Source organism: Alkalihalobacillus pseudalcaliphilus (genome assembly GCF_028610675.1).
GTDB lineage: Bacteria > Bacillota > Bacilli > Bacillales > Bacillaceae_D > Alkalihalobacillus > Alkalihalobacillus pseudalcaliphilus.
On the sequence record NZ_JAQQWS010000003.1, the window covers coordinates 21,611 to 35,546 of the forward strand.

A 13,936-nucleotide genomic window follows, 5' to 3' on the forward strand; every position below is an offset into this window, starting at 1 on the left:
ACCTACCCTTTTTTTACATGTGCTTCCCTCTCGAATCTTTGATTAAACCACCAATCTGAATATCTCCTTTTTCCTGATTAGCTTTTTTGTATTTCGGGTAGAGCGTACTATATTCCTTTCATTTACAGAGGAGGTTGCTTATGTATAAAGAAACCATACATAATTTGAATGACCAAGCCGTTGAAAAATATCGTTTTTTTAATAAAGCCCCTTTTCGTTATTTACTAGTATCGATTATTGCTGGGGCTTATGTTGGAATTGGGAGTATTATGTTATTTGCTATTGGAGAACCCTTGTATCATACTAATTCTCCTTTTATTGATCTCCTGACTGGAGCGACATTCGGAGTAGCATTAGCTCTTGTTATATTTGCTGGTTCAGAATTATTTACAGGGAATAATATGGTTTTTACAAGTAGTACATTGTCGAAAGTTACAACATGGGGACAAACCTTCAAACTATGGGGCTGGTGTTATCTCGGAAATTTAATAGGTTCCATCTTATTAGCGATACTTGTTTTTGCTGCTGGAGTATTTAAAGACATCGGGGCTGCTCATTATATGTTTTCCATTGCCGAGACTAAAATGAATACCCCTATTCACCAGCTATTTTTCCAAGGAATATTATGTAATTGGATCGTTTGTTTAGCTATTTGGGTTTCTCTAAGAGTGAAAGAAGATATCGCTAAAATGTTTATGATTTTTGTTTTGATCCTTGCTTTTATTGCAGCTGGGTTTGAACATAGTGTCGCAAATATGTCGATATTGGGCATAGCTCTTTTACACAGTAGTTCTGAAATGTTCACACTTGGAGGCTTTTTCTATAACTTAATTCCCGTTACACTAGGAAATATAATAGGTGGTGGGGTCTTTGTTGCAGGCTTATATTTCGCTGTTAGTTTTAACAAAGGGGAGATACACCAAGAAAAAAAGAAGCGTTTAGAAGGGTAATACTCTAGTTATGAAACCTACCTTTTTATCAAAACGTAGACATAGGGAGACATTCTTTTTGAAGGAGGTATAATTCTGTTTACTTCTATTCGCCGTTGGAAACATTCCAAAAAGCTAAAGAAAGTGAAAGAGGGGGATGGCCATCCTTTAAAGCCCTATCGTTTTTGGCATATTTTTTCACGTTCGGTATTCTATTTAAAATTAGGAAATAAAGACGCTGAAAGTGCGGAATACGCCGTAGAATTCAATTATTGGGCAGAAGATTCTACGGCCGAATTATACCTAAATGGGAAACATACCGCGTCGTCTAAGCTTCCAGCCGCTTTCCCTGTACAAGATGGGATCGTTGAAGCGTCGGTGGGCAGCTATGGTATCAGTCGTATCCACTATGTAAAGAATAAACATTCATATCCACTCCAACCCGACAAACATTCTCTGAGAGGGCTTCGATTAGGTTTACACAAGCACTTTCCAAAGACCAGTAAATGGATAGAACGAATTTCTGCCACTATTTTGCTTGTGGCCCTATTCCTAAGTCTTCCGCAATTAATAGAATTACTTAGTCAAATTCCTTGGGTTTCAGAACATATTGGTCAATTTGAGTCGCCGATTCAACTCCCTGCCACGGTCAATACCACACTTCTCATTGGAGGCTTTATCGCTGGGGTAGAAAGAACTCTTATGCTTCGCAGTCACTGGTTGATTGACATGGAAACAAATTATTGGGATCATTAAATCCAAAATTTTAGACAAGCCCTAACATTCCTTCAAAAGGAAAATTTGAAAATAAAATATCACTTATGAATATAGGCTTAAAAAGATTATTAGTCCAACTCACTTATGGGGTGGACAAGATATTCTAACCACTCATATATGAATATCTATCATAGAAGTGTTTGCTAGTTATGAAAAAAAGCGATCTACCTTATGGCGATCGCTTTACTCTAATTCTCTATTCTGCTTTTTTGAAGATACCAAAAGGCTTACCATTCGGCACAACGACTTTACCAAAATGAGTATTTAACACAATGGCTGCCGCACCATAAAAGGATAATAGTGCAATCATTAACTCAGAGATAGCAGCAAGCATTGATGTAAATTCATACATAATACCAAATGAACTTAAAGCTAAACCAATGAATAAGAAATCAATACAAACAAAGATAAAAAATAAAACTTTATTCGTTTCTAATGCTCCCACTGTCATAAACAAACTGAAAATAAGATAACCGATAAAGGCAACACCCAACTGTCTTGAATCCGCATACTGTAAAAGTGTCTCACCAAAAACACCCATTTGAATAAGCCACGTTGTCCCAACACCAAACCAGAATAAACCAAAAGCACCAAATGCCGTTGTCCCAAATATATTGTTATGCTTAGCATCTAACCAAGCTGCCATTAATTGTGCAATTCCTCCCAAAAAGAATGCCCACGGTAATACTAAAGATAATCCATCGGTAAGACCAAGCTTTTGAGATGACGCTACGAGTGTAACCATTGCAAGACCAAATAAACCTAATGCAGAAGGATCTGCCGTTGTAATTTTCACATCTGACTGAACACGAGTATCCATTTTATTCTCCCCTTTTTTAAAACATACTCTCGTAATCTATCGAAATCATACTTTATTGTCAATACTTTTTCCCTGCTTTTGGAAAACCCGAATAAAATACTATTATTCTGAAAGATGTTATTAGTATAATAATAATCGTATTATTTTTTGGATTTTATTCCTTTTTATGTTTGAAAAGGAATAAAAAGAGGTAGATACACAAAAAACAAAAGTGAGGAAGAAACAAATGAAGAAAATGATTCTATTTCTAATCGCAGTTTTATTTCTATTTGCATGTGCTGATAGGGACGTACAAGATGATATTATTAATTACTACAATGAAGAAATGCCTGCCATTGAACCAGCTGAAACACAGGTTCTTAATGACTTTGATCAACTATTGGCAAGTAATCTTCTTGATGAAGAAGTTCAAAATGGGATAACTGAAGACATCATTCCAAGATACGAATCTGTTGTTGAGGATTTTCGTAATTTGCCTATTGAAACAGAACCATTACAAGAGGTACATGATCTTTATATAGAATTTTCCGAAACTCAACTTGCAGCTATAGGATTAACTGCAGATGCTTATAAAGGGCAAGATGCCTCAATTATCGAGGAAGTGAATTCATTATTAGATGAAGCACTTACATTAAATCAGCAATTTCAAGAAGAGTTAGAAAAGTTATTTGATGAATATAATATTGAGATTGAAGAAGTGGAATAAACATTAACAATAAATAAAATGAGCCGCGGACATGTAACTGAATGTCTACGGCTTTATTTTTGTTTCCGTTTCTATCAATACGAATGGCCATAATATACGTAACACGAATGATATGGTTATTATTGATTGATTTTGATTGTTTTTGAATGTATGATAAAAATAACATCCATAAAGGTGGTTTCGATATGTTAACACTAGAAAGAAAAGAACTAATTTTATCTTTATTAAAAAGCCAAGAAATCATAAGCACACATGAAATAATTGATATTACAAAAGCATCTGAATCAACTATTCGCAGAGACTTAACCGAGCTAGAGCAAGAGAAGAAATTAAAGCGGATTCATGGAGGTGCTACTCATTATACGAGTAAAAGAGCAGAACCGACAATGCAACAAAAAACACTCAAAAACCGTCAAGAGAAGGTGAAAATTGCTGAAAAAGCAGCTTCTTTTATACAAGATGGTGATTGTATCTTCCTTGATGCTGGAAGTACAACATTTGAAATGATTCCCTTTTTAAAAGGCAAAAAGGTTGAAGTCGTTACAAATGGCTTGTCAAACATTTCCTCTTTACTTGCTGCCGACATTCCAACCCATGTACTCGGTGGGTATGTAAAAAAAGGAACTCATGCATTTATAGGTCGTCATGCCTTAGAAACACTTGAATACTTTAATTTTGACCTTGCCTTTCTTGGGGCAAATGGTATTACAGTCCCAGATGGTGTGACAACGCCAGATCCAGAGGAGGCTTATATTAAGGACAAAGCCATTGCCTCAAGTCGACAAGCCTTCATTTTAGCCGATCACACTAAATTTGGTGATGTCACCTTTTCTAAAATTACAAATGTAAATCGCGTCCGTATCATAACAAGTGATCTATTAGAAAAACAAAATGCTGATTTAATTCAAGAGTTACGCACTCACACAACGTTGGAGGTTACACCTGTATGATTTATACCGTCACTTTAAACCCTGCCTTAGATTACTTTGTTACGACACCATCTATTCAAGTAGGTAGCTTAAACAGGGCTCAAGCTGATCACAAAGAACCCGGCGGTAAAGGGATAAATGTATCCACCGTACTGACATCTCTCCAAACGGATAATGTAGCTTTAGGGTTTATCGGCGGCTTTACTGGTGATTTCATTCAGTCTACTTTAAAACAACGCGGTATTCCAACAGATTTTATTAAAATCAAAGCGGATAGTCGATTAAACGTCAAAGTAAAAAGTGAAGCCGAAACAGAAATTAATGGTGTTGCACCGACAATTATGCCGAGCGATCTTGAAAAGCTAACCGCTCAACTAGCAAAATTAACAAATGAAGATGTCGTCGTTTTATCTGGAAGTGTTCCACCCACTCTTGAACCAACAATCTACCAAATGTGGATGTCTATTCTCAAAAATCAAGGGGTGAATGTATTCCTTGATACGAGCGGGCTCCCACTCACATTTGCTCTTCAGGAAAAACCGACTTTTATTAAGCCAAATCATCACGAATTATCTGAGCTAATTGGTAAACCCATTCATTCCATTGAAGACGCTATTGAACCTGCTAAACAATTGGTTCAACGTGGTGTCGAATATGTTATGGTCACCTTCGCTGGTGACGGTGCTCTTTTAGTTAGCGAAGACCAGACTTTCATTGCCTCACCACCTTCAGGCATATTAGTAAATTCTATTGGAGCAGGTGACTCTACCGTTGCTGGATTCATTTATGGTTATCAACAAAATTGGTGTCTAGCTGACTGTTTCCAATTTGCTATCGCTGCCGGAAGTGCTACTGCTTTTTCGAAAAGCCTAGCAAGAAAACAGGACATCCAATTACTCGTAGATAAAACGTATATACGACAAGTATAAAAAGGAGCGTACATAATGAGAATTTCTGATTTACTCAAAAAAGAAACGATGATTCTTGATTTACATTCAATCTCAAAAGCAGACGTACTTAATGAATTGATCGAAAAGCTCGAGCAAGCTAACCGTTTGAACGATAAGCAAGCGTTTAAAGAAGCTATTCTAAAACGTGAAGAACAAAGTACCACAGGTCTTGGAGAAGGTATTGCTATCCCACATGCCAAAACATCTGCTGTAAAAACACCAGCGATTGCTTTTGGTCGTTCGCAAGCAGGTATTGATTTCGAAGCATTAGACAACCAGCCAAGTCATTTATTCTTTATGATTGCAGCTTCTGAAGGGGCTAATAATGAACATTTAGCTACCCTTTCAAAACTATCAACCTATTTAATGGATGAGAATTTTAGACAACATTTGTTGAAGGCTCAGTCTGTTGATGAAATATTACAAGTTATTGATACAAAAGAAAATGAAGAATTAGAGCAAGAAGAAGCGCCCCAAGAATATAGCCAAGACCAAGTTTTCATTCTCGGCGTTACGGGATGCCCGACAGGAATCGCTCACACCTTTATGGCTGCTGATGCATTAAAAAAAGAAGCTAAAGAGCGAGGATACCACATTAAAGTTGAAACGAATGGTTCTGCTGGAGTTAAGGATAAGTTAACAAATGAAGATATCGAAAAAGCTGATGGCATCATTGTGGCCGCTGACACCAAGGTGGATATGGAGCGCTTCCATGGAAGACGTATTGTCGTTGCTCCAGTGTCTGATGGTGTAAGAAAACCAGCCCAATTATTAGAACGGTCTTTATCAGGAAATGAACCGATTTACAGAGGGACTGAACGGCAAGAAGAAAGCCAAGAAAGTCAAGAATCATCCTCTTTTGGAGCAAGCATATATAAGCATTTAATGAACGGTGTTTCTAATATGCTACCATTTGTCATCGGTGGTGGTATTCTCATCGCTTTGAGCTTTGTTTTTGAGACGATCTTTGGAGAAGATAATTTTATTCGAGAATTATTAATGACAATCGGTAGCGATAATGCCTTTGCCTTATTTATTCCTGTTCTTGCTGCTTTTATTGCGATGAGTATTGCCGATCGCCCTGGATTTGCCCCTGGTTTAATTGCCGGATATATGGCCTTTACTAATGAAGCAGGCTTTTTAGGTGGATTAATTGCTGGTTTCCTTGCCGGTTATATAGCTTTATTAGTGCGTCACTTATTAGCAAATTTTCCGCAAAGCTTAGATGGGTTACGTACCATTCTATTTACCCCTATATTAAATATCTTATTTACGGGTACACTCATGTATTTCTTAGTCAGTCCGCTCGCGACTGTTAATTTAGGATTACAGAATTGGTTAGGCAATTTAGGTACAGGTAATATGATCATTTTAGGCGTTATTCTTGGAGTGATGATGGCGATTGACATGGGCGGTCCTGTTAATAAAGCGGCTTATACATTCGGTATCGCCATGCTTGATGCTGGTAATCTTGGCCCTCAAGCTGCAGTTATGGCAGCTGGAATGGTTCCTCCACTCGGTATCGCGATGGCAACAACCATTTGGAAACATAAATTTACGCAACAGCAACGTCAATCTGGAAAGACGAATTATGTATTAGGTGCTTCATTTATTACAGAAGGTGCCATTCCTTTTGCTGCTGCTGATCCGGTCCGTGTCATTAGTGCAAGTGTGATAGGTGCCGCTGTCGCAGGAGGCCTAACTGGCCTATTCCAAATAGCTCTCCCCGCTCCACATGGAGGAGTTTTTACGATGTTTCTTGTCAATGGCTCTAATTTTAGCTCTATCGGATTATATGCCCTGGCTATTATCATCGGCTCTTTAATCACAGCTGTTATTTATGGGCTAATTAAACAACCATTAACAGAAAAAAACTAATTAAAATCACCTCAACTCACTTTAAAAGAGTTGAGGTGATTCCCCTAATCAAATTGATTTTGAGGTTGAGATAAAATTGGCAAAGCTGAGAGCGATCGTTGTAAACGATTAGCTCAGCACCACATGATTTTTGAGAAACGACAAGTAAAACTCCACATACCTCTTTTATTACTCTCCCTTACATATACAGATCATTTGTACTCCTTCACAAACGACTTTGACACGCTTCGTTAAACTACCCATTTAATTTATGATAATTTCATGTTAAAATTCATACGCACAAAAAATGTGAATACCTAATGCTAGCAAGAATAATGAACAGCATCGAGCAAAGCAAAGGAGAACAACCATGGTTTGGGAGACATTAAATATAATCGGTACAATTGCTTTTGCAATAAGCGGAGCCATTGTCGCCATAGAAGAAAAATATGATATTTTAGGTGTACTTGTCTTAGGATTTGTAACTGCTTTTGGTGGTGGTGCCATTCGAAACCTATTAATTGGTGCCCCTGTATCCTTACTTTGGGATCAAGCCTTACTCTTTACACTAGCTTTAGCTTCCATCGTCATTGTATTTCTTTCAAAGGAATTATGGCTTGACTATTTTAGAAGAATCGTCATTTTTGACGCAATGGGGTTAGCCGCCTTTGCGATACAAGGTGCCATGCTCGCTAGTGATAACGGACTTCCATTAGTGGCGGTTGCTACCGCAGCTGTTCTAACAGGTTCAGGAGGAGGAATGGTTCGGGACGTATTAGCCGGACGTAAACCGGTTATATTCCGAGATGAAATTTATGCCTTATGGGCCTTACTTGCAGGTTTAATGATTGGCCTCGGTTTATTAACCTCTGCCTATATGTATTATGTATTATTTGTCATCATCGTTGCATTAAGAATGCTATCTGTACAATACAACTGGACGTTACCGAAATATAGTGATGTACAAAATCTATATAAATAGAACAAAAAACCTCCACTAAAGGAGGTTTTTTGGGATATCTTTATCCCCTTCTCTGGCCGTATCTCGATTCCCCTTTTCAAGTTGGTTAAGTCCTTGCCAAATACTAATACCCGCGTATAAAAGTAACGCGACACCTGGTAATATTAAAAGCAATGCCGCTCCTTCTTTCGATTGAGAAAACTTCCCGACATACCCAAGGTAAGGAATCGTCACACCTGAATAATGAGCAACGACATTTTCTGACATTACCAATGTACTATCAGGAGCATTATTATTGTCACCCTTTGTCTCATACATGATATTTCCCCCAGTATGAACAATATCGATAACTCTATGCGTAATCAACTTATCTTGGTTTTCCATAAAAGTGATAATATCGCCTTTTTGAAAACGAGTCATATCTCCACCTGGTTCCACTACTATTACTGAACCTGTTTTAAACTCTGGCTCCATCGAACCTGATAGGACAGTCTTAAGTTGATAGCCAAATAACTCAGGCTCGTCACCCGAAGCTTTTGTTGAAATAACTAAAAATGCCATTCCAATTAACAGAACGAACAAACTGAAGCTTATTAATTGACTGCCCCATTTCAAAATAGTTTTCATTTATTCCTCACCTTCCTTAGTGCCGTTATTTGTGCTACCAACTGAATCCACTTTTACACTTTGCTCTTCTTTCCGATCGTTCGAGTTCTACTCTCGCGACCTTGGCTCTTCATCTGATGGTTCAGTCAGTTCTTCAGTTACCTCATTATCTGTCGTTTTATTAATTTTTGCTTCGTCCGTTATGTTCCCTTCTACTACTTCTTCCTTATTTACCACCTTTTCTTCCACTTGCTCTTCACTTGTCTCGATTTCTTCATTTGACGGTTCTTCATTTTGATTTTCACTTACATCTTCTACATGTTCCTCACCATGTTCTTTTTCATTGACATGATGACAATCGTCTATAAAGATTTTCTCGCTCCAAATAACTGCTTGACTCTCATAATTATTTTGGTAACCTACACTTTGATTCACCTTTAACATATAAGCTCCTGGTTTCATGTTCCCAAAAACCAGTTTCTCGACTCCACCTTGATATATCACTTCAATCATACCGCTCTCTAGCTTTGCCCCATGTTCATTTGGAATCCTTGACTCTGAATAGAATAATTCAAATTTAGTTGACTCCGTCATATTAAAGCCTTCATTTTTAATCGTAAAATAGAGCTCATCTGCTTCACACCAAGTTCCTACATTCTTATTCATAATCACTAAGTCACTTCCATCCCACCAATTACCTGTTTGAATAGATATACTTACTTTTTCTGAATCACCAAAAAAAGCAAGTGTATCTGAGGTTAAAAAGGCAACACCTACTACCATTAAGTACACAATTACGAGGAACTGACAGAGTGGGAGTAATTTTTTATGATTATGTTTCATTCTCGAAAGCTTCATTAAGGTACCCTCCAATTATTTCCTTAGGATTAGGTTATCTAATTGTATCTGCCGCTTAATGGGCCAAAAAATCCCATTTACGTGTTTATTTTCGACTCATTTAAATTCTCTATAGAATTTATAGTCATTGCATTCGTTCTTAATAAAGAATACACCTGTAGTATAGCTGATTTTTTTATTTTTTTAAACTCAATAACAACCACAAACGTTCTTGTTAAAGAACAAATTACTCCGAATTACTCTTAATCACTGTTATTTGCTCACTATTTTAATTTTCTTCACTTTATGAAGAACAAAAAATTGAAATGCCTTACTCATTTTCTTCACTCGTTGATTTTTGCTATACTTTGTAGGAATGAGAAGAAACTAGGTGAATGTAATGTTCGAATTATTACTTATTATGTTAGAGCGACTTGGGTTAATTGTGATGTTAGCTTTTATCGCAACAAGACTTCATTTTTTTAAAGATATGCTAATCTACCCCACACAACTGAGTCAAAGACAACAAATGAAAGCGATCCTCTTTTTTAGCGTTTTTGGTATTATTGGTACCTATTCAGGAGTTGCTTTTGGCTCTCATAACTCAGAACTCGTTGTTTATTTTACTGAGCTTTCTGAAGAAGAAGCCATTGCCAACTTTCGCGTAATTGGTGTTGTTCTTGCAGGCTTATTCGGAGGTTATAAAGTCGGTATAGCTTCTGGTCTAATTGCTGGTGGTCACCGAATGCTACTAGGTGGTTTTACTGGATTTGCTTGTGGAATAGCTACTATATTTGCCGGAGTCATATCTGCTTATTATGCAAAAAGAAATCCAAAAGCGACCTCTCAGCCTAGAACGATTTTTCTGTTAGGAGCTTTTGCTGAAACCACGCAGATGGCATTAATTGTTATTCTTGCTCATCCAACAACATTAGCTATTGAACTTGTAAAAGTTATTGGTGTTCCTATGATTGTCGCAAATGGAATCGGATGTATGTTATTTTTCCTCATTATACGTAATGTCCAACATACCGAGCAAAAGCTTGGTGCTTTGCAAGCACAAAAAAGCTTAAGAATTGCCAAACAAACATTAGCCTTTCTTAAAGATGGACTCAATCATCATTCATCTGCAGAAGTCTGTACTATTATCTATAATGAATTAAAAGTAGCCGGTGTAGCAATGACAGACCACCATAAAATTCTCGCACATATTGGTCTTGCTAGTGATCACCATAAAGCGAACCTCCCCATACAAACACAAATTACCTGGGAGGCGATCCGTAGAAAAGAAATGGTCATTGCTAACGATAAAAGTATTCATTGTAATGAATCAAACTGTCCATTAGGTGCTGCGGTTATTGCTCCCCTTTTTATTCGAAATGAGGTAGCTGGCACACTGAAGTTCTATTTTCATTCTGAAAAAGAAATCACCCCTCTTGAGACAGAAATGCTTGCAGGATTAACGAATTTATTGAGCAGTCAGCTTGAGCTTGCTGAGGCCGACCGTTCCTATCAACTTGCAAAAGAAGCTGAGATTAATGCCTTACAAGCACAGATTAGCCCTCATTTTCTTTTTAATACTTTAAATACGGTCATTTCACTAATTAGGATGAACCCTAATAAAGCAAGGCAAATGTTACACCACCTTTCTTTATTCTTACGGCAGAACGTTACATCTACCACAACCAACCTTCATTCAATTGAAGATGAACTTAATCATGTGAAGTCATATTTATCTATTGAAGAAACCCGATTTGAGGATAGGTTCACGATAACCTATGATATTGATTCGAGTTGTTTGTTAACGAAAATCCCTCCTCTTACGTTACAACCAATTGTTGAAAATTCGGTTAAGCACGGCTTTAAAGATAAAGAGGGAGATTGCTATTTGCGTATTTCAATCAAGGATCAGGGGAAAACTGTTCAATTAACCGTTTCAGACAACGGTAAAGGATTTGCGATGATAGAGAAAAATTGGCTAGGAAAGAAAATAGCTGAAGAAACAACAGGTACAGGCATTGGATTATTTAATATAAATAAGCGATTACAAATGCAATTTGGAGAAAAAGCGTCGTTACAAATTAATTCAGATGTTCATCAAGGAACAACGATCGCTTTCACTATTCCAAAAAAGAAAGAAAGGGATTAAACGATGACAATCCAACAAATCCAAACATTAATCGTTGATGATGAAAAATACAGTCGTGAAGAACTAATATTCTTACTAGACTCTTATCCTGAAATTACCATTGTTGGCCAAGCTTCCACGGGACAAGAAGCAGTCGCAAAAATTATGGAATTAAAGCCTGATTTACTTTTTTTAGATATTGAAATGCCGGGTATGACAGGAACAGAAGTTGCGTCTGTATTAAAAGAAATGCAAACACCACCCATTGTCATATTCGCCACGGCCTACCCACAATTTGCAATTGAAGCTTTTCAAGTGCAGGCAAAGGGTTATTTGTTAAAACCCGTTGATGAAAAACAATTGGCTGAAACGATTCAACATATCAAGGCTTTAATTAATATGACACAAACTCAAGAGAACCCTGAATCAACCAATGGGAAGCTGGCATTAGAAGCAGAAGGAACTATTCAATTTCTAGAGCCAAAAAAGGTCTTGTATGTATATCGGGATGACAAAAATACAAAAGTCGTTACGAGTGAGCAATTGTTTGAAACAAAACTTACGTTAAAAGAGCTTGAAGCACGTTTAACCTCTTTTTCATTCTTTCGTGTTCATAAAAGCTATCTGGTCAACACCCATTATATTACCGAAATGGATGCTTGGTTTAATGGTGCTTATCAGCTCTCGATTGCTGGTACAGAAGAAAAAATCCCGGTAAGTCGCAATTATGTCAAACCTTTACGTGCCAAAATAGAACTATAGATTTCTGAATTCAATCATTTAAAATCCGCATCTTATGACGAAAATTCAACATCTTATACACGATATTTTACATCTTACGACAAAATCCCTCACAAATATGTCTTCTTTATGTACACTCAGTTTATGAAAACGCATACGAAAATTTGAGGGGGATTACACTTATGATTACTTTTTTAGTAGCAATTGCTATTTTAATTATAGGTTATTTTACTTACGGTAAATTTGTTGAAAAAGTATTTCAACCAAAAGAAGACCGTGTCACACCAGCTTATTCGAAGGGTGACGGCGTCGACTATTTACCAATGCACAAAAATAAAAACTTACTAATTCAGCTAATTAGTATTGCCGGGGTTGGACCAATTTTCGGACCAATCATGGGTGCTTTATATGGTCCTGTTGCTTTTATCTGGATTGTATTTGGAGCGATTTTTGCTGGGGCGGTTCACGATTACTTAACAGGGATGATTTCTATCCGAAACGGTGGTGCTCACTTACCTGAGCTTGCTGGACGTTTCTTAGGTAAGGTAATGAAACACATTGTAAATGCTTTCTCAATTTTATTACTTTTACTTGTAGGTACAGTCTTTGTTGCTTCACCAGCCGATTTATTATTTGATTTAACGAATGGTGTTGTGCCAGTTATTGTATTCGTTATTTTAATCTTTATTTACTTCTTATTAGCAACAGTGTTACCGATTAACAAAATTATCGGGAACATCTATCCATACTTAGGAGCGATTCTATTAGTTAGTACAATTGGGGTTGGAGCTGCTCTTGTTATCCAAGGTGCACCAATTCCTGAGTTATCTTTTGAAAACACACACCCAGCTGGGGCAGCGATTTTCCCATTATTATTCTTAACGATTTCTTGTGGTGCTTTATCTGGGTTCCATGCTACTCAATCACCAATCATTTCACGTACGACACAAAAAGAAAGTCAAGGTCGCCGTATTTTCTACGGTGCTATGATTGCTGAAGCGGTTATTGCGATGATTTGGGCAGCCGCTGCGATGAGTTTATTTGATGGACCAATGACATTAAGCGAATTAATCAATACAATCGGTACTGGTGGTATTGTAAACTTAATTTCTACTGAGTTATTAGGTGCTGTATTTGGAACAATTGCTGTACTAGGTGTAATCTTATTACCAATCACATCTGGTGATACGGCATTCCGAAGTGCTCGTATGATTATTGCTGATTACATTAAAGTACCACAAAAGAAAATCATGAACCGTATGTTAATTGCAACACCATTATTTGTAACATCTATTATTCTTACAACAGTTGACTTCTCTATGCTTTGGCAGTACTTTAACTGGGCAAATCAATCAACAGCTGTTATTGCTTTATGGGTTGGTGCAATGTTCTTATTCGTTAGAAAGCGTAATTACTGGATTGCGGTAGCACCTGCATTATTTATGACCATGGTTGTTACTACGTATATTGCCAATGCTTCTATCGGATTTGGATTATCGATGAATATCTCGTTAACATTTGGAGTCATTGCAACGACTCTTATCACAGTTATATTCTTTATTTTCGCGAAGAAGAATCGTGAGAAACAAATTCCAACTGAAGACGATGTATCTAACTGGAAGCCTGATGTAGCTTAATGATTTCTCTATAACGAGGAAGGGCAAACACTAACTCTGAATTTAAAAAGCCGTTAAC

General features: G+C 37.1%; 13 protein-coding genes. 10 read left to right on the forward strand and 3 right to left on the reverse strand.

The annotated features are described in order from the left end of the window. Nucleotides 1–140: 140 nt before the first annotated feature. Nucleotides 141–950 (forward strand): formate/nitrite transporter family protein, encoded by an 810-nt coding sequence (locus PQ479_RS08655; RefSeq protein ID WP_047989823.1) that lies wholly within the window; start codon nucleotides 141–143, stop codon nucleotides 948–950. 123 nt (nucleotides 951–1,073) lie between these two features. Continuing rightward, a complete protein-coding gene (locus PQ479_RS08660; protein WP_053070472.1) occupies nucleotides 1,074–1,685 on the forward strand; it encodes a hypothetical protein in 612 nt (203 codons plus the stop codon). Nucleotides 1,686–1,902: 217 nt separating this feature from the next. Here the strand turns inward: PQ479_RS08660 and PQ479_RS08665 are convergent, their stop codons facing one another. Next, entirely contained in the window at nucleotides 1,903–2,526 is a 624-nt protein-coding gene (locus PQ479_RS08665) for an acetate uptake transporter (protein ID WP_047989825.1), read from the reverse strand. Nucleotides 2,527–2,752: 226 nt separating this feature from the next. On the opposite strand from PQ479_RS08665, the gene PQ479_RS08670 reads away from it, so the two are divergent. The 5 genes from PQ479_RS08670 (at nucleotide 2,753) to PQ479_RS08690 (ending at nucleotide 7,950) form a co-directional block, all read left to right on the forward strand. Further along, nucleotides 2,753–3,232 (forward strand): hypothetical protein, encoded by a 480-nt coding sequence (locus PQ479_RS08670; protein ID WP_047989826.1) that lies wholly within the window; start codon nucleotides 2,753–2,755, stop codon nucleotides 3,230–3,232. Nucleotides 3,233–3,417: 185 nt separating this feature from the next. Beyond that, a complete protein-coding gene (locus PQ479_RS08675; RefSeq protein ID WP_047989827.1) occupies nucleotides 3,418–4,182 on the forward strand; it encodes a DeoR/GlpR family DNA-binding transcription regulator in 765 nt (254 codons plus the stop codon). Further along, nucleotides 4,179–5,090 carry a 1-phosphofructokinase gene (gene pfkB / locus PQ479_RS08680; protein ID WP_047989828.1) on the forward strand — a complete coding sequence of 304 codons (912 nt, stop codon included), beginning with the start codon at nucleotides 4,179–4,181 and terminating at the stop codon, nucleotides 5,088–5,090. The genes PQ479_RS08675 and pfkB overlap by 4 nt, the downstream gene beginning before the upstream one ends. Before the next feature lie 15 nt (nucleotides 5,091–5,105). Next, complete coding sequence (locus tag PQ479_RS08685) at nucleotides 5,106–6,989, forward strand: PTS fructose transporter subunit IIABC (RefSeq protein WP_047989829.1); 1,884 nt, start codon at nucleotides 5,106–5,108, stop codon at nucleotides 6,987–6,989. A 349-nt stretch (nucleotides 6,990–7,338) separates the two neighbouring features. Next, nucleotides 7,339–7,950 carry a trimeric intracellular cation channel family protein gene (locus PQ479_RS08690; protein ID WP_047989830.1) on the forward strand — a complete coding sequence of 204 codons (612 nt, stop codon included), beginning with the start codon at nucleotides 7,339–7,341 and terminating at the stop codon, nucleotides 7,948–7,950. 15 nt (nucleotides 7,951–7,965) lie between these two features. On the opposite strand, the gene sipW is transcribed toward PQ479_RS08690, so the two are convergent. Next, entirely contained in the window at nucleotides 7,966–8,556 is a 591-nt protein-coding gene (gene sipW, locus PQ479_RS08695; protein ID WP_047989831.1) for a signal peptidase I SipW, read from the reverse strand. Nucleotides 8,557–8,643: 87 nt separating this feature from the next. After that, nucleotides 8,644–9,393 carry an amyloid fiber anchoring/assembly protein TapA gene (gene tapA, locus PQ479_RS08700; protein ID WP_047989832.1) on the reverse strand — a complete coding sequence of 250 codons (750 nt, stop codon included), beginning with the start codon at nucleotides 9,391–9,393 and terminating at the stop codon, nucleotides 8,644–8,646. Between the two features lie 379 nt (nucleotides 9,394–9,772). Between tapA and PQ479_RS08705 the strand changes: the two genes are divergently transcribed. The 3 genes from PQ479_RS08705 (at nucleotide 9,773) to PQ479_RS08715 (ending at nucleotide 13,878) form a co-directional block, all read left to right on the forward strand. Beyond that, nucleotides 9,773–11,521, forward strand: a complete 1,749-nt coding sequence (locus tag PQ479_RS08705) for a sensor histidine kinase (RefSeq protein WP_047989833.1) — start codon at nucleotides 9,773–9,775, stop codon at nucleotides 11,519–11,521. Between the two features lie 3 nt (nucleotides 11,522–11,524). After that, nucleotides 11,525–12,262, forward strand: coding sequence for a LytR/AlgR family response regulator transcription factor (locus PQ479_RS08710; RefSeq protein WP_047989834.1), 738 nt, complete (start codon nucleotides 11,525–11,527; stop codon nucleotides 12,260–12,262). A gap of 161 nt (nucleotides 12,263–12,423) precedes the next feature. Then, a complete protein-coding gene (locus PQ479_RS08715; protein WP_047989835.1) occupies nucleotides 12,424–13,878 on the forward strand; it encodes a carbon starvation CstA family protein in 1,455 nt (484 codons plus the stop codon). Nucleotides 13,879–13,936 lie beyond the last annotated feature (58 nt).

Bases quoted from the DNA above. Each gene is read 5' to 3' on its own strand.
- PQ479_RS08655 (WP_047989823.1), top strand. From the start codon at position 141: ATGTATAAAGAAACCATACATAATTTGAATGACCAAGCCGTTGAAAAA.
- PQ479_RS08710 (WP_047989834.1), top strand. From the start codon at position 11,525: ATGACAATCCAACAAATCCAAACATTAATCGTTGATGATGAAAAATAC.
- PQ479_RS08690 (WP_047989830.1), top strand. From the start codon at position 7,339: ATGGTTTGGGAGACATTAAATATAATCGGTACAATTGCTTTTGCAATA.
- tapA (WP_047989832.1), bottom strand. From the start codon at position 9,393: ATGAAGCTTTCGAGAATGAAACATAATCATAAAAAATTACTCCCACTC.
- pfkB (WP_047989828.1), top strand. From the start codon at position 4,179: ATGATTTATACCGTCACTTTAAACCCTGCCTTAGATTACTTTGTTACG.
- PQ479_RS08685 (WP_047989829.1), top strand. From the start codon at position 5,106: ATGAGAATTTCTGATTTACTCAAAAAAGAAACGATGATTCTTGATTTA.
- PQ479_RS08705 (WP_047989833.1), top strand. From the start codon at position 9,773: ATGTTCGAATTATTACTTATTATGTTAGAGCGACTTGGGTTAATTGTG.
- PQ479_RS08665 (WP_047989825.1), bottom strand. From the start codon at position 2,526: ATGGATACTCGTGTTCAGTCAGATGTGAAAATTACAACGGCAGATCCT.
- PQ479_RS08675 (WP_047989827.1), top strand. From the start codon at position 3,418: ATGTTAACACTAGAAAGAAAAGAACTAATTTTATCTTTATTAAAAAGC.
- PQ479_RS08715 (WP_047989835.1), top strand. From the start codon at position 12,424: ATGATTACTTTTTTAGTAGCAATTGCTATTTTAATTATAGGTTATTTT.
- sipW (WP_047989831.1), bottom strand. From the start codon at position 8,556: ATGAAAACTATTTTGAAATGGGGCAGTCAATTAATAAGCTTCAGTTTG.
- PQ479_RS08670 (WP_047989826.1), top strand. From the start codon at position 2,753: ATGAAGAAAATGATTCTATTTCTAATCGCAGTTTTATTTCTATTTGCA.